The 17,215-nt window shown below is 55.9% G+C and carries 11 protein-coding genes; 2 read left to right on the top strand and 9 right to left on the bottom strand.

Annotation, left to right across the window (positions count from 1 at the left end; all coding sequences use genetic code 11):
• The first annotated feature begins 17 nt into the window (after positions 1-17).
• Positions 18-1,232 carry a glycosyltransferase gene (locus B3511_RS17700; protein ID WP_286783949.1) on the top strand — a complete coding sequence of 405 codons (1,215 nt, stop codon included), beginning with the start codon at positions 18-20 and terminating at the stop codon, positions 1,230-1,232.
• A gap of 53 nt (positions 1,233-1,285) precedes the next feature.
• Here the strand turns inward: B3511_RS17700 and eno are convergent, their stop codons facing one another.
• The 5 genes from eno to rlmD all read right to left on the bottom strand — a co-directional run bounded on the left by eno (position 1,286) and on the right by rlmD (position 8,968).
• On the bottom strand, positions 1,286-2,581 hold the full coding sequence (gene eno, locus B3511_RS17695) for a phosphopyruvate hydratase (protein WP_032613680.1): 1,296 nt from the start codon (positions 2,579-2,581) through the stop codon (positions 1,286-1,288).
• A gap of 82 nt (positions 2,582-2,663) precedes the next feature.
• Positions 2,664-4,301, bottom strand: a complete 1,638-nt coding sequence (gene pyrG / locus B3511_RS17690; RefSeq protein ID WP_040074244.1) for a glutamine hydrolyzing CTP synthase — start codon at positions 4,299-4,301, stop codon at positions 2,664-2,666.
• Positions 4,302-4,524: 223 nt separating this feature from the next.
• Positions 4,525-5,316, bottom strand: coding sequence for a nucleoside triphosphate pyrophosphohydrolase (gene mazG, locus B3511_RS17685; protein ID WP_040074243.1), 792 nt, complete (start codon positions 5,314-5,316; stop codon positions 4,525-4,527).
• 68 nt (positions 5,317-5,384) lie between these two features.
• Entirely contained in the window at positions 5,385-7,619 is a 2,235-nt protein-coding gene (gene relA / locus B3511_RS17680; RefSeq protein ID WP_046886160.1) for a GTP diphosphokinase, read from the bottom strand.
• Positions 7,620-7,666: 47 nt separating this feature from the next.
• Positions 7,667-8,968: a 23S rRNA (uracil(1939)-C(5))-methyltransferase RlmD gene (rlmD, locus tag B3511_RS17675; protein ID WP_207292326.1), complete on the bottom strand. Its 1,302-nt coding sequence runs from the start codon at positions 8,966-8,968 to the stop codon at positions 7,667-7,669.
• Between the two features lie 57 nt (positions 8,969-9,025).
• Here rlmD and barA point away from each other — a divergent pair, with 57 nt between their 5' ends.
• Positions 9,026-11,785 (top strand): two-component sensor histidine kinase BarA, encoded by a 2,760-nt coding sequence (gene barA, locus B3511_RS17670; protein ID WP_286783948.1) that lies wholly within the window; start codon positions 9,026-9,028, stop codon positions 11,783-11,785.
• Between the two features lie 23 nt (positions 11,786-11,808).
• On the opposite strand, the gene B3511_RS17665 is transcribed toward barA, so the two are convergent.
• The 4 genes from B3511_RS17665 to gudP all read right to left on the bottom strand — a co-directional run bounded on the left by B3511_RS17665 (position 11,809) and on the right by gudP (position 17,085).
• On the bottom strand, positions 11,809-12,948 hold the full coding sequence (locus B3511_RS17665; protein ID WP_286783947.1) for a glycerate kinase: 1,140 nt from the start codon (positions 12,946-12,948) through the stop codon (positions 11,809-11,811).
• A gap of 87 nt (positions 12,949-13,035) precedes the next feature.
• On the bottom strand, positions 13,036-14,373 hold the full coding sequence (gene gudD / locus B3511_RS17660; protein WP_040074238.1) for a glucarate dehydratase: 1,338 nt from the start codon (positions 14,371-14,373) through the stop codon (positions 13,036-13,038).
• 16 nt (positions 14,374-14,389) lie between these two features.
• Positions 14,390-15,730 (bottom strand): enolase C-terminal domain-like protein, encoded by a 1,341-nt coding sequence (locus B3511_RS17655; protein ID WP_286783946.1) that lies wholly within the window; start codon positions 15,728-15,730, stop codon positions 14,390-14,392.
• Positions 15,730-17,085 (bottom strand): MFS transporter, encoded by a 1,356-nt coding sequence (gene gudP / locus B3511_RS17650; RefSeq protein WP_207292329.1) that lies wholly within the window; start codon positions 17,083-17,085, stop codon positions 15,730-15,732. Before gudP ends, B3511_RS17655 begins: the two co-directional genes overlap by 1 nt.
• Positions 17,086-17,215: the final 130 nt, after the last annotated feature.

Genomic DNA, 17,215 nt, shown 5'->3' with positions numbered 1-17,215 from the left:
AATACTGGACAAGCAGAATGAGCCATTTTGCGGTAATAACGCTACCGTTATACAGCCATATGCACGCTATGGAAGCACTGGCAAAACACCTTATCATGCGCGGCCATCGGGTCACTTTTTTTCAGCAGGAGGAGGCTCGCACTTTGCTCAGGGAACCGCAGGCGCACTTTGTCGCTGTGGGTAACCCGACGCAGTCTGCGATGCACGAGCCGGGGTTTTTTCGCCTGATATCAGATATGGCAAGCGTTACCGATATGCTGTGCCGTGAACTGCCCCTCGCCTTCCGGCAGCACAATATTGACGCCGTGATTGTCGATCAGATGGAGCCGGCTGGAGGGTTGGTGGCACAAGCTCTCAACCTGCCTTTTATCTCCATCTGCTGCGCCCTGCCGGTAAATCGGGATAACAACATCCCCCTGCCAGTGATGCCTTTTCGCTATGGCACCAGCGATCGCTGCCGGAAATTATACGCCTCCAGCGCGGATGTTTATGACTGGCTGATGTCGAGACAAGGCCAGGTAATTGCCCGTCATGCCCGGGCGTTTGGTCTGCCTTCGCGCAGCAGACCAGATCAATGCCTGTCGCCGTTGGCGCAAATCAGCCAGACCATTCCAGGCTTTGATTTTCCGCGCTCCTTGCCCGCCTGCTTCCATGCGGTAGGCCCGCTACGCTACGATCCGCTAACGGTTTCATCCGGCAAAAAGAAGCCGTTTGTTTTTGCGTCATTAGGCACGATCCAGGGCTACCGCTTTGGACTGTTCCGCACGATTGCCCGCGCCTGCCGACAGGCTGGTGTGCCCTTGCTTATTGCCCACTGCGACAGACTCAATGCAAGTCAAACCGCCCGGCTGGCGCGTGCGGGGACGCAAATTGTAGGATTTACCGATCAGCTGGCGGTATTACGTGATGCCAGCGCCGTCATCACCCACGCCGGACTGAATACGGTTATGGATGCCATCGCCACCGCCACGCCTATCCTCGCCGTGCCGCTGGCATTTGATCAGCCAGGCGTCGCCGCCCGCGTGGTCTTCAGCGGCATTGGTCTTAAGGCCTGCCGTTTTTCGCCGAGCCGCACGCTCAGCCAGCATCTTCTCGACCTGCTGGAAAATAAGCAGTACACGCAGCGCATCACCGCCCTCCAGACTCAGTTGATAAACGCCGGAGGGGCAGCACGGGCTGCAGAAATTATTGAACGGGCGGTATATACACGTCATAGCGTACCGACGGTGTGATGATAAAAAAAAACCCGCCGAAGCGGGTTTTTTCTAAAGATTAAGGTTCAGGATTACTGACCTTTGATCTCTTTACGGCCGTTGTATGGTGCTTTTTCGCCCAGCGCTTCTTCGATACGAATCAGCTGGTTGTATTTAGCAACACGGTCAGAACGGCTCATAGAACCGGTTTTGATCTGGCCTGCAGCGGTACCCACTGCCAGGTCAGCAATGGTCGCATCTTCAGTTTCGCCAGAACGGTGGGAGATAACCGCAGTGTAGCCAGCGTCTTTCGCCATTTTGATCGCAGCCAGAGTTTCGGTCAGAGAACCGATCTGGTTGAATTTGATCAGGATGGAGTTAACGATGCCTTTCTCGATACCTTCTTTCAGGATCTTGGTGTTGGTTACGAACAGATCGTCACCAACCAGCTGGATTTTGTCGCCCAGTACTTTGGTCTGGTATGCGAAACCATCCCAGTCAGACTCGTCCAGACCGTCTTCGATAGAGACGATTGGGTACTGTTTGGTCAGGTCTTCCAGGAAGTGAGTGAACTCTTCGGAGGTGAATGCTTTGTTGCCTTCGCCAGCCAGGACGTATTTACCGTCTTTGTAGAATTCAGATGCTGCACAGTCCATCGCCAGGGTGATGTCGGTGCCCAGCTCGTAGCCCGCTGCTTTAACCGCTTCTGCGATTACAGCCAGTGCTTCGGCGTTGGAGCCCAGGTTAGGTGCATAACCACCTTCGTCACCAACTGCAGTGTTCATACCTTTAGCTTTCAGAACTTTAGCCAGGTTGTGGAACACTTCAGAACCCATACGTACCGCTTCTTTCAGGGTTTTCGCGCCAACTGGCTGAATCATGAATTCCTGAATATCAACGTTGTTGTCTGCGTGCTCACCACCGTTGATGATGTTCATCATTGGTACAGGCATGGAGTATTTGCCTGGGGTGCCGTTCAGTTCAGCAATGTGCTCGAACAGTGGCTGACCTTTGGACGCAGCGGCAGCTTTGGCGTTTGCCAGAGACACGGCCAGGATTGCGTTCGCACCGAAGTTAGATTTGTTTTCAGTACCGTCCAGATCGATCATGATCTTGTCGATGCCAGCCTGGTCTTTCGCGTCTTTGCCCAGGATAGCCTGTGCAATTGGGCCGTTAACCGCGCCAACCGCTTTGGTTACGCCTTTGCCCAGGAAACGGGATTTGTCGCCATCGCGCAGTTCCAGCGCTTCGCGGGAACCAGTAGAAGCACCTGACGGCGCAGCTGCCATACCGACGAAACCACCTTCCAGGTGTACTTCGGCTTCAACAGTCGGGTTACCACGGGAGTCGATGATTTCACGACCGATGACTTTAACGATTTTGGACATTAGATTTTCCTCAGTACAAGTTAAACTAAAACTCCAGACAAACAACGCGTACCAAAGGTACGCGTTGCCGTTCTAACTTTTTTTACTTCGCCTGACGCTTCTGGTAATCGCTGGCGGCTTTCACGAAGCCGGCAAACAGCGGATGTCCATCGCGCGGGGTTGAAGTAAATTCCGGGTGGAACTGACAGGCAACAAACCATGGATGGTTCGGCACTTCGATGATCTCGACTAACTGATCATCCCCGGAGCGGCCCGCAACACGCAGGCCCGCGGCTTCAATCTGTTTCAACAACATGTTGTTGACTTCATAGCGGTGACGATGGCGCTCGGTGATGGTCGGCTCGCCGTACAGCTTGCGAACCACGCTATCATCGGTCAACTGGCAGGCCTGTGCGCCAAGACGCATAGTGCCACCCAGATCGCTCTTCTCGGTACGGACTTCGACGTTACCTTCTTCGTCGCGCCATTCGGTGATAAGCGCCACAACAGGGTACTTACAGTCTGGCACAAATTCCGTAGAGTTCGCGTTTTCCATCCCCGCTACGTTGCGCGCAAATTCGATCAGCGCAACCTGCATACCCAGGCAGATGCCGAGGTAAGGAATATTGTTTTCACGCGCATAGCGTGCGGTGGCGATCTTGCCTTCAACACCACGGTAGCCGAAGCCGCCTGGGATCAAAATCGCATCCAGATCTTTCAGAATTTCTACGCCGCGTGTTTCAACATCCTGCGAATCAATCAGCTTGATGTTTACAGAGACGCGGTTCTTCAGACCACCGTGTTTCAGCGCTTCGATAACGGACTTATAGGCATCTGGCAGTTCGATGTACTTGCCAACCATACCGATAGTCACTTCGCCTGCCGGGTTCGCTTCTTCATAGATAACCTGTTCCCATTCAGACAGGTTAGCTTCCGGACAGTTCAAGCTGAATCGTTTACAAATATAATCGTCCAGCCCCTGAGATTTCAACAGGCCTGGAATTTTATAAATGGAATCGACATCTTTCATTGAAATAACGGCTTTTTCTGGCACGTTACAGAACAATGCAATTTTCGCACGTTCGTTCGCTGGCACCGCACGATCGGAGCGGCAAACGAGGATGTCTGGCTGAATACCGATAGAGAGCAGCTCTTTAACAGAGTGCTGGGTCGGCTTGGTTTTCACTTCACCGGCAGCCGCCATGTACGGCACCAGCGTCAGGTGCATGAACAGCGCGTGTTCACGACCGATATCCACCGCCAGTTGACGAATTGCTTCCAGGAATGGCAGGGACTCGATATCCCCTACGGTACCGCCGATTTCCACCAGCACCACGTCGTGGCCTTCGCCACCCGCGATAATGCGCTCTTTAATGGCATTGGTGATGTGCGGGATAACCTGAACGGTTGCGCCCAGATAGTCGCCACGGCGCTCTTTACGCAGAACGTCAGAATAGATACGGCCAGTGGTGAAGTTGTTGCGGCGGCTCATTTTGGTGCGAATGAAGCGCTCATAGTGACCCAGGTCCAGATCGGTTTCGGCGCCGTCTTCAGTAACGAACACTTCCCCGTGTTGGATCGGGCTCATGGTGCCAGGATCGACGTTGATGTACGGATCCAGTTTCATCATGGTCACATTGAGGCCACGGGCTTCAAGAATGGCTGCGAGGGAGGCTGCGGCAATGCCTTTACCCAGAGAGGATACGACCCCGCCGGTCACAAAAATATAGTTCGTTGTCATGCTGAACCTGAGAAGTTAGGGTGAAACGATGGAATAACCAGGACGGGAAAGTAGTATACCCGAACACGGCGAGCGCCACAAACTTTCATTCTCCGTCTCCATTCCAGGCCATGACAAACATAAGGAGTGAGAAAATAGCCCCTTTTGGGTAAATGTTTTTGACGCAAATCAAGCGCTTGTCATTTAAAAAATCACACAAATTGCGCTTGATCGCAAAAAGCCGTTAGAGATCAGATTCCTGGCGTTTTACTTCCTGCCAGACTTCTTCCATCGCATTGAGGTCAACCCCGGTCATTTCCAGGCCGCGCGCCGCAATAATGCGTTCCACTTCGCGGAAACGACGCTCAAACTTCAGGTTCGCTTTTTGCAGTGCCGTCTCGGCCTTTACCCCTAAATGGCGCGATAAATTCACCGTGGCGAAGAGCAGATCGCCAACTTCCTCTTCCAGCTTCGCCTGGTCTACGACCGCCTGGTTAGCTTCGTGCATAACTTCATCGATCTCTTCATGCACTTTGTCGAGCACCGGGCCAAGCGTGGTCCAGTCAAACCCTACCGTGGAGCAACGCTTCTGGATTTTATGGGCGCGCATCAGCGCGGGCAGGCTTAAGGGGATGTCATCAAGTGCTGAATGCTGTGATTTTTCAGCGCGTTCCGCACTTTTGATCTGTTCCCAGCGGGCAAGAACCTCGCTGCTGTTTTCGGCCGTCGCGTCGCCAAAAATATGCGGATGACGGCGTTCGAGCTTGTCGCTGATGGCCGCACAGATGTCGTTAAAATCAAAACGCCCCTCTTCCTGCGCCATCTGGGCGTAAAAGACCACCTGAAACAGCAGGTCGCCCAGCTCACCGCGCAGATCGTCGAAATCTTCGCGGGAGATAGCATCCAGCACTTCGTAAGTCTCTTCCAGGGTATAAGGTGCGATGGTGGCAAAGGTCTGCTCTTTGTCCCACGGGCAGCCATTTTCCGGGTCGCGCAGGCGCTGCATGATGCCAAGCAGGCGGTCGATTTGAGTCATAATTCTGTCCTGATAAAAAAAGAGCCGGGTGAGCGAGCGCGCCCTACCCGGCTTACAAAAAAGAAGGATTAGCCGCCGTGCAGACGACGCGCGTCAATCACATCCGGCACCTGGTTCAGCTTACCGAGCACGCGGCCCAGCACCTGCAGGTTATAAATTTCGATGGTCATATCAATGGTGGCCAGCTGCTGACGCGTATCGCTGCGGCTGGCAACCCCGAGAACGTTGACCTTTTCATTCGCCAGAATGGTAGTGATATCGCGCAGCAGACCGCTGCGGTCATTGGCGGAGACCCGCACCACCAGCGAATAACCCGCAGAGTAGCTTTCACCCCAGACGGCATCGACGATGCGTTCCGGCGCATGGGATTGCAGCTCTGCCAACTGATCGCAGTCCGCGCGATGAATGGAGATCCCGCGCCCCTGGGTGATAAAGCCCACAATTTCGTCGCCGGGAATAGGCTGGCAGCAGCGGGCAATGTGGTGCATCAGATTCCCCACGCCCTCAACCACCACCCGGCCATTATCCTTGCTATGGTGCTGCGGCGGCACGTAGGTTTTCTGCTGCAGTTGTTTCAGTGCTGCCGCATCCTGCTCTTCCGCGCTCGGCTTATTAAACTGGGCCTGCAGGAAGTTGACCATCTGGTTAAGACGGATGTCGCCCCCACCGATGGCGGCCAGCAGCTCATCCAGCTCGTTGAAGTTGTAGCGTGGCAGGAGGTGTTTTTCCGCCTCTTTCAGGTGAATACCTAAATGCTCCAGCTCATCGTCCAGAATCTGGCGGCCGGCGAGGATGTTTTTGTCACGATCCTGTTTACGGAACCAGGCGTGGATTTTCGACCGTCCCCGGCTGGTGGTGACATAGCCCAGGTTCGGGTTGAGCCAGTCACGGCTAGGGTTCGGCTGTTTCTGGGTGATGATTTCAATCTGATCGCCCATCTGCAGCTGATAGGTAAACGGCACGATACGGCCACCAATTTTGGCGCCGATGCAACGATGGCCTACATCGCTGTGAATATGGTAGGCAAAATCGAGCGGGGTCGATCCTGCGGGGAGATCCACCACGTCGCCCTTCGGCGTAAAGACATAGACCCGGTCATCAAAGACCTGGCTGCGCACCTCATCCAGCATTTCGCCGGAGTCGGCCATCTCCTCCTGCCACGCAATCAGCTTACGCAGCCAGGCGATGCGATCTTCATGGCCGGAACGCGCCCCGCCTGAGGTGCCCTCTTTATATTTCCAGTGCGCGGCGACGCCCAATTCGGACTCTTCGTGCATCTGTTTGGTACGGATCTGGATCTCCACCGGTTTGCCGCCCGGCCCCAGCACCACGGTGTGGATCGACTGGTAGCCGTTCGGTTTCGGGTTCGCGACGTAGTCGTCGAACTCATCCGGCATATGGCGGTAATGGGTGTGCACAATCCCCAGCGCGGCGTAGCAGTCCTGCAGGCGCTCGGCAACGATTCGCACGGCGCGCACATCAAACAGCTCATCAAAGGCGAGATGCTTTTTCTGCATTTTGCGCCAGATGCTGTAGATATGCTTCGGCCGGCCATAGACTTCGGCCTTCACGCCCTCTTCTTTCATCGACTTACGTAAGCCGCCGACAAACTCTTCAATATAGTGTTCGCGGTCGATACGGCGTTCGTGCAACAGCTTAGCGATACGTTTGTATTCCGCCGGATGCAGGTAGCGGAAGCAGTAATCCTCCAGCTCCCATTTCAGCTGGCCGATCCCCAGACGGTTCGCCAGCGGCGCATAGATATTGGTGCACTCTTTCGCCGCCAGCACGCGTTCGTCTTCCGGCGCATCTTTGACTTCGCGCAGATGGGCCACGCGTTCGGCGAGCTTAATGACCACGCAGCGGAAGTCATCCACCATGGCCAGCAGCATACGGCGAACGTTATCGACCTGTTCGGAAGAGACGGAGTCGGTATGGGTAGCTTTAAGCTGGCGGATAGCCGCCATGTCACGTACGCCGTGTATCAGCGAGACGATCGACTTACCGACGCTTTCGCGCAGCACCTCTTCGGAGACCACCTCGGCGTCGGCCAGCGGGAAGAGCATGGCGGCGAGCAAAGTGTCAATATCCATGCTCAGCATGGAGAGGATCTCCACCATCTCTACGCCGCGCCACAGCAGCAGCTCGGCATCGGGATGCCCTTGGGTGGTGCGCAGACAATAGGCCCAGGTTTCGGTTAAGCGTTCACACGACTGCTGGCTGGAAATCCCCAGACTTGCGATCCATTTTTGTGGGTCAAACTCACCAGCTTTATTGAGATGTGCACTTCTTACCGCAACCATTGTCCTCTCCTTTTGGGACCGTGCCTGTCGAATTCGACAAGCCGAAACTAATCGATGTGCTCAAACAACGCCATGGATTCCAGGTGTCCAGTGTGCGGGAACATATCCAGCATTGCCAGACGCGTAATTTGGTAACCCGCACGCAATAATGCCTCACTATCCCGGGCAAGCGTCGCCGGATTGCAGGAGACATAAACCACGCGCGTTGGCGCGAGTTTAATAATATGCTGCATCACGCCAGGCGCGCCAGCGCGTGCCGGGTCGAGCAGGATTTTATCGAAACCGTGCTTCGCCCAGGGCTGCTGCGTGACATCCTCTTCCAGGTTCTCATGAAAGAATGTCACGTTGTTCAGCTCATTGTGACGGGCATTGTCACGCCCTTTTTCCACCAGCGCTGCCACCCCTTCGACCCCCACCACGCTCTGTGCCCGCGTAGCCAGCGGCAAGGTGAAGTTACCCATACCACAAAACAGATCCAGCACCCGGTCGTCACGCTGAACGTCAAGCCAGGCCATTGCGGTCTCCACCATTTGCTGGTTAACCCCGTCGTTGACCTGAATAAAATCGCGTGGGCTGAACGTTAAGCGTAGCCCGTCTGAATCATACCAGGGGCTTTCACCGCTAAGCTGCTCAAGTATCTCGCTTTGCGGAGCGAGATAAAGCGCAAGCTGATGGGAATGCGAAAAGCGTTCCAGTTTTTCGCGATCTTTCGCACTGAGCGGCGCGGTATGGCGCAAGACCATCATTGGCCCGTTGTTCGCCTGCACCAGTTCTACGTGGCCGAGATGACGCACACCCTCCAGTCCGGAGAGACATTCGCGCACCGCGGGGAGCAATGCCTCAAGTTGGGGCGCAAGAACGGGGCACTGTTTGACGTCAACAATATCGCTGGAGTTGGCTTTACGAAAACCCATTTCCAGGCGTTCTGTTTTCGGCTGATAGTTAAGGCTCAGCCGCGCACGACGCCGATAGCCCCAGGGCGTGTCGGCGATAATCTCGTTGACCTCATTTTTCAATAAACGCGCCAGCGCGCTGCTTTTGCTTTTCTCTTGCAGGGCAATGCTGGCATGCTGTTGCTGGCAACCGCCACAGACGCCAAAGTGCGGGCAACGCGGGATTTCGCGTTCGGGGCTATCATTCAGGCGGCGTTTTACCTGGCCGCGGGCATACTGACGTTTCTCTTCCGTCAGGGTGATTTCCGCCCGTTCCCCCGGTAACAAACCCGGAATAAATAACGCCTTACCGTTATGGCGCGCCACGCCCTGACCGAAGGGATCAAGGTCGGTGACATCAACAGTTATGATCTGACGCGTCGTCACGCGTCGCTTTGCAGAGTAGAATTGCGCCATTGTCGGGATTTATCTCGTATGAACTTATTGACTCTAATTGTCCCATAACGGAACTCCATGACCAACTACAGCCTGCGTGCGCGCATGATGATTTTGATCCTCGCCCCGACCGTTCTCATCGGTTTGCTTCTGAGCATCTTCTTTGTTGTGCACCGCTATCATGACCTGCAGCGTCAGCTGGAAGACGCAGGAGCCAGCATTATCGAACCGCTGGCCGTCTCCAGTGAATACGGTATGAACTTGCAAAATCGCGAGTCAATCGGCCAGCTTATTAGCGTGTTACACCGGCGTCATTCGGAGATCGTGCGAGCCATTTCCGTCTATGACGAACATAACCGTCTGTTCGTGACCTCAAATTTCCACCTTGATCCTGGCACGCTGAGAATCCCGGATAACACGCCGTTTCCCCGCAGGCTGAGCGTGGTGCGCCGCGGCGATACCATGATTTTACGCACCCCGATTATCTCCGAAAGCTATTCGCCTGATGAATCCGCCGTATCGGATGCGAAAACCAGCAGTAATATGCTGGGATATGTGGCGCTGGAGTTGGATCTTAAGTCCGTGCGGCTCCAGCAGTACAAAGAAATTTTTATCTCCTCGGTGATGATGCTCTTCTGTATCGGTATCGCCCTGATCTTTGGCTGGCGTCTGATGCGCGACGTGACCAGCCCTATCCGCAACATGGTGAACACCGTTGACCGTATTCGTCGGGGTCAGCTTGATAGCCGCGTTGAAGGATTTATGCTCGGCGAACTGGATATGTTGAAAAACGGCATCAACTCCATGGCGATGTCGCTGGCTGCCTACCACGAGGAGATGCAGCACAACGTTGACCAGGCCACCTCTGATTTACGTGAAACCCTGGAACAGATGGAGATCCAGAACGTCGAGCTGGATCTGGCCAAAAAGCGTGCCCAGGAGGCGGCGCGCATTAAATCTGAGTTCCTGGCCAATATGTCGCACGAGCTGCGTACGCCACTGAATGGCGTGATTGGCTTTACCCGCCTGACGCTGAAAACGGAGCTTAATCCAACCCAGCGCGATCATCTGCATACCATCGAGCGTTCGGCGAATAACCTGCTGACTATCATTAACGATGTGCTCGACTTCTCGAAGCTGGAAGCGGGCAAGCTGATTCTGGAGAGTATCCCCTTCCCGCTACGTAACACGCTGGATGAAGTGGTTACGCTACTGGCCCACTCCTCCCATGATAAGGGGCTGGAGTTAACGCTGAACATCAAGAATGATGTGCCGGACAACGTGATTGGCGACCCGCTGCGCCTACAGCAGGTGATCACGAATCTGGTGGGCAATGCCATTAAATTTACCGAAAGCGGCAATATCGACGTCCTGGTGGAGAAACGCGCGCTCAGTAACACTAAAGTGCAGATAGAAGTACAGATCCGCGACACCGGCATTGGCATCCCCGAGCGCGATCAGTCCCGGCTGTTCCAGGCATTTCGTCAGGCGGATGCCAGCATCTCGCGTCGCCATGGCGGTACCGGGCTGGGTCTGGTCATCACCCAGAAGCTGGTGAAAGAGATGGGCGGGGATATCTCCTTCCACAGTCAGCCGAACCGGGGCTCCACCTTCTGGTTCCATATCAATCTCGATCTTAACCCCAACGTGGTGACCGATGGCCCGGTCATGGACTGCCTGCGGGGCAAGCGACTGGCTTACGTTGAGCCGAATACCGCCGCGGCTCAGAGCACGCTGGATGTGCTCAGCATCACCCCGCTGGAGGTGATTTACAGCCCGACCTTCTCGGCGCTGCCGCAAGACCATTACGATATTCTGCTGATGGGGATCCCGGTGACCATTACCGGTGAACTGACCATGCAGCAGGAGCGGCTGGCAAAAGCTGCGTCCATGACCGATTACCTGCTGTTGGCTCTCCCCTGCCACGCCCAGATTAACGCCGAAGAGCTGAAGCATGACGGCGCCGCGGCCTGTCTGTTAAAACCGCTCACCTCCACGCGCCTGTTGCCAGCACTCACTGAATATTGTCGTCTGAATCACTATGCCGTGCCGCTGGTGAACGATGAGAGCAAGCTGTCGATGACGGTGATGGCGGTGGACGATAACCCGGCCAACCTGAAGCTCATTGGCGTACTGCTGGAAGATCAGGTACAGCATATTGAACTGTGCGAAAGCGGGGCAAAAGCGGTGGAGCGCGCCCGGCAGATGCAGTTTGATCTGATTCTGATGGATATTCAGATGCCCGACATGGATGGCATCCGCGCCTGCGAGCTGATTCGCCAACTGCCGCACCAGCAGCAAACGCCGGTGATTGCCGTTACGGCGCACGCGATGGCCGGACAGAAGGAGAAGCTGCTCGGCGCAGGCATGAATGACTATCTGGCCAAGCCGATCGATGAAGAGAAGCTGCATAGCCTGCTGCTGCGCTACAAACCCGGCCCGACAACCACCAGCTGGATTGCCCCGCCTGAAAGCCCGGAGCCGGCGATAAACAATAACGCTACCTTCGACTGGCAGCTGGCATTACGCCAGGCGGCGGGGAAACCGGATCTCGCCAGGGAGATGCTGCAAATGCTGATCGCTTTCCTGCCGGAAATTCGCAACAAGGTGGAAGAACAACTGGTTGGAGAAAATCCGCCGGATCTGCTCGAAGCCATCCATAAGCTGCATGGCAGCTGCGGCTATAGCGGCGTACCGCGTCTGAAAAATCTCTGTCAGCTACTGGAACAGCAATTACGTTCCGGCACCCCGGAAAGCGAGCTGGAGCCTGAGTTTCTGGAACTGCTGGATGAGATGGATAACGTCACGCGGGAAGCCACCAAAATTCTGGTGTTGTAACCGCCAGCGGGAGCAAAGGGAGCTCAGGCTCCCATTCCCACTTTCACTGCCGCCGCAACGTTGCGGGCCGTCATGCGAACGTTCTCGCTGGCGTTTTCCAGCGCCTCTTCCAGCGTGCAGATGGTATAGAGGACGCTAAAGACGGCATCCAGTCCGTGGTCATGTACTACGCCCACGTCGGCAGTCAGGCTGCCGGCGATGCCGATAACCGGCTTGTTGTAACGTTTAGCGATTTTCGCCACGCCGACGGGCACTTTGCCGTGAATGGTCTGGCTGTCGATGCGCCCTTCACCGGTGATCACCAGATCCGCATCGGCTACCTGCCGATCAAGATCTAGCGCGTCGGTCACGATCTCAATTCCCTGGCGCAGGTGCGCACCACAGAACGCGTAGAGTGCGGCACCCATCCCCCCCGCAGCCCCCCCGCCTTCGAGGCTGAGTACATCAATGTCGAGATCCCGGGCGATCACCTGCGCATAGTGTTCCAGCGCCTTATCCAGCCGCGCGATCATCTCAGGGGTCGCCCCTTTTTGTGGGCCAAAGACGGCGGTAGCCCCCTCTTTGCCGGTGAGCGGATTGGTTACGTCACAGGCCACATCAATGCGGCACCCGACCAGCCGTTTATCCAGACCGCTAATATCAATGCGTGAAATGTTCTCCAGCGCCTCGCCGCCGGGGCCAATTGGCTCCCCCTGCGCGTTAAGAAGTTTCGCCCCCAGCGCCTGCACCATACCGGCACCGCCGTCGTTGGTTGCGCTGCCGCCGATGCCGATAATGATATGGTTAACGCCCGCATCCAGCGCGTGGCGGATCAGCTCTCCGGTTCCCCAGGAGGTGGTTTTGAGTGGATTACGTTGAGAAGGGGCAACCAGTTCAAGGCCGCTCGCCGCAGCCATTTCAATAAAGGCGCTCTCTTTGTCACCCGAGCGGCCATAAAACCCCTCAACGCTTTCGCCCAGCGGCCCGGTTACGCGCACGTGAACAATTTCGCCCTGAGTGGCGGCCACCATTGCTTCGACGGTGCCTTCACCGCCATCAGCAACCGGCAGTTTGACGTACTCTGCCGTGGGAAAAATCTCGCAAAAACCTTGCTCAATCGCCGTTGCGACTGCCAGAGCACTCAAACTTTCTTTGTATGAGTCCGGTGCAATCACTATTTTCATAAGCCGTCCTTACGCCTGTTAACTCTCGTTAGCTTACACCCGAATAATCGGAGGAAATGCCGGCCCCGTCAGGAACCGGCATGCGGCTTAACGCACCATGCAGGGGCGTTTGTTATCAAACGTCCAGTTCGGGATCAGATACTGCATGCCCATCGCGTCATCACGCGCGCCCAGCCCGTGCTTCTGATACAACTCGTGGGCTTTCATTACCTGATCCATATCCAGTTCAACGCCAAGACCTGGCTTCGACGGCACCTGCACCATCCCGCCCTTGATCTCAAACGGCTCTTTGGTCAGACGCTGGTTCCCCTCCTGCCAGATCCAGTGGGTATCGATAGCGGTAATCGTCCCCGGTGCCGCGGCGGCCACGTGGGTAAACATCGCCAGCGAGATATCAAAGTGGTTATTGGAGTGTGAACCCCAGGTCAGGCCGAACTCGTGACACATCTGCGCCACCCGCACGGAACCATGCATCGTCCAGAAGTGCGGATCGGCCAGCGGAATATCGACCGACTGCAGCGAGAGCGTGTGCCCCATTTGACGCCAGTCGGTAGCGATCATATTAGTAGCGGTGGGCAGGCCCGTCGCGCGGCGGAACTCCGCCATCACTTCACGGCCTGAGAAGCCCTGCTCGGCACCGCACGGATCTTCCGCGTAGGCCAGTACCCCTTTCAGCTGTTTACCAATGCGGATGGCCTCTTCCAGCGACCAGGCCCCGTTGGGATCCAGCGTCACGCGCGCCTGCGGGAAACGTTTTGCCAGTGCGGTAATGGCCTCAGCCTCTTCTTCACCAGCCAGCACGCCCCCTTTCAGTTTGAAATCGTTAAAGCCATATTTTTCATAGGCTGCCTCTGCCAGACGCACCACCGCATCCGGAGTCATTGCCTCCTCATGACGGATGCGATACCAGTCGAGTTTCTCATCCGGCTGGCTTTGATACGGCAGCGGGGTCAGTTTGCGATTGCCCACAAAGAACAGGTAGCCCAGCATCTCCACTTCGCTGCGCTGTTGACCGTCGCCCAGCAGCGAGGCAACGTTGACGCCCAGGTGCTGACCGAGCAGATCAAGCAGCGCCGCTTCAATCCCCGTGACCACATGGATGGTCGTACGCAGGTCAAAGGTTTGTAGACCACGCCCGCCCGCATCACGATCGGCAAAGGTGCTACGTACTACGTTAAGGATGTTTTTGTATTCACCCAGCGGTTTGTCCACCACCAACGGAATCGCATCTTCCAGCGTTTTGCGGATCTTCTCACCGCCCGGAATCTCACCCACGCCAGTATGGCCAGCGTTGTCTTTAATGATCACGATGTTACGAGTGAAGAACGGGGCATGTGCGCCGCTCAGGTTCATTAACATGCTGTCATGGCCGGCGACCGGGATAACCTGCATGGAGGTGACGACAGGGGTAGAAAAAGTACTCATATTTCAATCCTTTTAATCAGTGGCGACCAAACGCCGGGCGTTTGCGATCAAATGTCCAGCCGGGGATGAGATACTGCATCGGGCCTGCGTCATTACGCGCCCCACCAGGCAGCTTTTTATACAGCGCATTGGCTTTATGGATCTGATCCCAGTCAAGCTCTACGCCGAGACCCGGCGCATCCGGAACAGCAATCATGCCGTTCTTAATTTCCAGAGGATTTTTGGTCAGGCGCGCATCGCCCTCCTGCCAAATCCAGTGCGTATCGATGGCGGTCGGCTTACCGGGCGCGGCGGCCCCCACGTGGGCAAACATCGCCAGCGAGATATCAAAGTGGTTATTGGAGTGGCAGCCCCAGGTTAAGCCCCAGTCGTCGCACAGTTGCGCAACGCGCACTGCGCCGGAGAGGGTCCAGAAATGGGGATCAGCCAGCGGGATATCGACCGAGTTCAGCATCACCGCATGACCCATTTCACGCCAGTTTGTCGCGATCATGTTGGTGGCCACCGGCAGCCCGGTGGCGCGGCGAAATTCCGCCATCACCTCGCGTCCGGAGAAGCCCTGCTCTGCCCCACACGGATCTTCCGCGTAGGTCAGGACATCCCCCAGCCCTTTACACAGCCCGATAGCCTCGTCCAGCAGCCAGGCACCATTAGGGTCCACGGTGATTCGCGCCTCAGGGAAACGCTTTTTCAGCGCCCGAATGCTGTCGATCTCCTGTTCGCCCGGCAGCACGCCGCCCTTCAGTTTGAAATCTTTAAAACCGTAACGATCTTGCGCCGCCTCGGCCAGGCGGACCACGGCCTCGCTGGAGAGCGCCTCCTGATGGCGCAGGTGATACCAGTCATGGCTGCCAGGCGTATGCGCCAGATAAGGCAGATCGGTTTTGTTGCGATCCCCGACATAGAACAGATAACCCAGCACCGTGACTGCATCGCGCTGTTTGCCCGGACCAAGCAGTTCGCAGATCGGCACATGCAGCGCTTTCCCCAGCAGATCAAGCAGCGCGGCCTCCAGCGCCGCCACCGCGTTGACCCGCAGTTCAAAGGTCCAGGCACCTTTGCCAAAGGTATCGAAATCTGCTGACTGATTGCCCTTATGCACCTGTTGCACCACTTTATTCAGGCGGGCGACCTCTTGCCCTACCACCAGCGAAGTGGCATCCACCAGCGTCTGATAAATAACTTCGCCGCCCGGCGCTTCACCGACGCCGGTATTCCCGGCGTTATCCGTCAGCACCACGATGTTACGGGTGAAGTAAGCATGGTGCGCACCGCCGATATTCAGCAGCATACTGTCCTGGCCGGCGACAGGGATAACCTGCATATCCGTCACAATGGGGCTTGCTTGAGTGTTCATCAGGCGCGTTCTCCCACAGGTTTCAGTTCAATACGTTTAATATCTCCCACCAGCACCAGGTAGCTCAGTACGGCGACCAGAGCATGAACGCCCACATAAATCAGCGCGCCGTTAAAGGAGCCCGTGGTTCCCACGATGTAACCAATGGCAATCGGGGTAACGATACCGGAGATATTGCCGAACATGTTGAACAGACCGCCGCTCAGGCCGCTGATCTCTTTCGGCGCGGTATCGGCCATGACGGCCCATCCCAGCGCACCGATGCCCTTGCCGAAGAAGGCCATCGCCATAAAGCCGATAATCATCCACTCGGCGCTTACGTAGTTGCAGAAGATCATGGTCATGGAGAGCAGCATGCCCAGTACGATGGGGGTTTTACGCGCAATATTCAGCGAACCGGTACGACGCATCAGCCAGTCGGAAATGACCCCGCCCAGTACCCCACCAATAAAGCCGCAGACCGCCGGAACAGAGGCGACAAAACCCGCTTTCAGAATCGACATGCCGCGCGCCTGCACCAGATAGACCGGGAACCAGGTGATAAAGAAATAGGTCAGGGCATTGATACAGTATTGACCCAGATAGATGCCGATCATCATGCGCGAGCCGATGAGCTGTTTGATCTGCCCCCATTTCTGGCTGAACGGCACTTTTACTTTCTCGCTTTTCTGATCCATGTTGATCAGCGCGCCGCCTTCAGCAATGTACTCCAGCTCTTTTTTATTCACGCCAGGGTGTTGGTTCGGCTCGTGGATCACTTTCAGCCAGATAAAGCTGATTACGATCCCCAGTCCGCCCATGAAGAAGAACACGTGCGACCAGCCCACTTCGTGAGTCAGCCAACCCATGATCGGGGCAAAAATAACCGTGGCGAAGTATTGCGCCGAGTTAAAGATCGCCACCGCCGTTCCCCTCTCCTGCGCCGGGAACCAGGCCGCCACGATTCGACTGTTTCCCGGGAACGATGGCGCTTCTGCCAGCCCGACCAGGAAGCGCAGCGTAAAGAGCGCAACGATAATGCCAAAACCGCTAAAGATATCGACGAACCCCTGCAGCAGGGTAAACATGGACCAGATAAAGATGGACCAGAAATAGACGCGTTTGGAGCCGAAGCGGTCAAGCAACCAGCCGCCGGGGATCTGGCCAATAACATAGGCCCATGAGAAAGCGGAGAAAACATAACCCATACCGACGGGATCGAGCCCGATATCTTTTGCCATCTCTGAACCGGCAATTGACAGGGTGGCGCGGTCGCCATAGTTAAAGGATGTGACGATAAACAACATCACCACTATCCAGTAGCGAGCGTTAGTGCGCTTCTCAGCGCTGCTCGCCGCGTGGCTAAATGTACTCATTGTTGCACTCCTGAATCATAGCTTTTATCGCTACGTTCATTCTGAACAGCACAACCTGTAGGGTAATCAGAATGACGTGTTAGTGTTTTGCAGTTTTTGTACTCAAGGTCATATTTGCCTTGTTGGCTGC

The sequence above is a fragment of the Leclercia sp. UBA1284 genome (assembly GCF_002308415.1).
Taxonomy (GTDB): domain Bacteria; phylum Pseudomonadota; class Gammaproteobacteria; order Enterobacterales; family Enterobacteriaceae; genus Enterobacter; species Enterobacter pneumoniae.
Note: the sequence above shows the minus strand (reverse complement) of the source record. Positions and strands in the feature narration are given on the sequence as shown.

Excerpts from the sequence above, each read along its gene's own strand:
- B3511_RS17700 (WP_286783949.1), top strand. The coding sequence starts at position 18 with ATGAGCCATTTTGCGGTAATAACGCTACCGTTATACAGCCATATGCAC.
- eno (WP_032613680.1), bottom strand. The coding sequence starts at position 2,581 with ATGTCCAAAATCGTTAAAGTCATCGGTCGTGAAATCATCGACTCCCGT.
- pyrG (WP_040074244.1), bottom strand. The coding sequence starts at position 4,301 with ATGACAACGAACTATATTTTTGTGACCGGCGGGGTCGTATCCTCTCTG.
- mazG (WP_040074243.1), bottom strand. The coding sequence starts at position 5,316 with ATGACTCAAATCGACCGCCTGCTTGGCATCATGCAGCGCCTGCGCGAC.
- relA (WP_046886160.1), bottom strand. The coding sequence starts at position 7,619 with ATGGTTGCGGTAAGAAGTGCACATCTCAATAAAGCTGGTGAGTTTGAC.
- rlmD (WP_207292326.1), bottom strand. The coding sequence starts at position 8,968 with ATGGCGCAATTCTACTCTGCAAAGCGACGCGTGACGACGCGTCAGATC.
- barA (WP_286783948.1), top strand. The coding sequence starts at position 9,026 with ATGACCAACTACAGCCTGCGTGCGCGCATGATGATTTTGATCCTCGCC.
- B3511_RS17665 (WP_286783947.1), bottom strand. The coding sequence starts at position 12,948 with ATGAAAATAGTGATTGCACCGGACTCATACAAAGAAAGTTTGAGTGCT.
- gudD (WP_040074238.1), bottom strand. The coding sequence starts at position 14,373 with ATGAGTACTTTTTCTACCCCTGTCGTCACCTCCATGCAGGTTATCCCG.
- B3511_RS17655 (WP_286783946.1), bottom strand. The coding sequence starts at position 15,730 with ATGAACACTCAAGCAAGCCCCATTGTGACGGATATGCAGGTTATCCCT.
- gudP (WP_207292329.1), bottom strand. The coding sequence starts at position 17,085 with ATGAGTACATTTAGCCACGCGGCGAGCAGCGCTGAGAAGCGCACTAAC.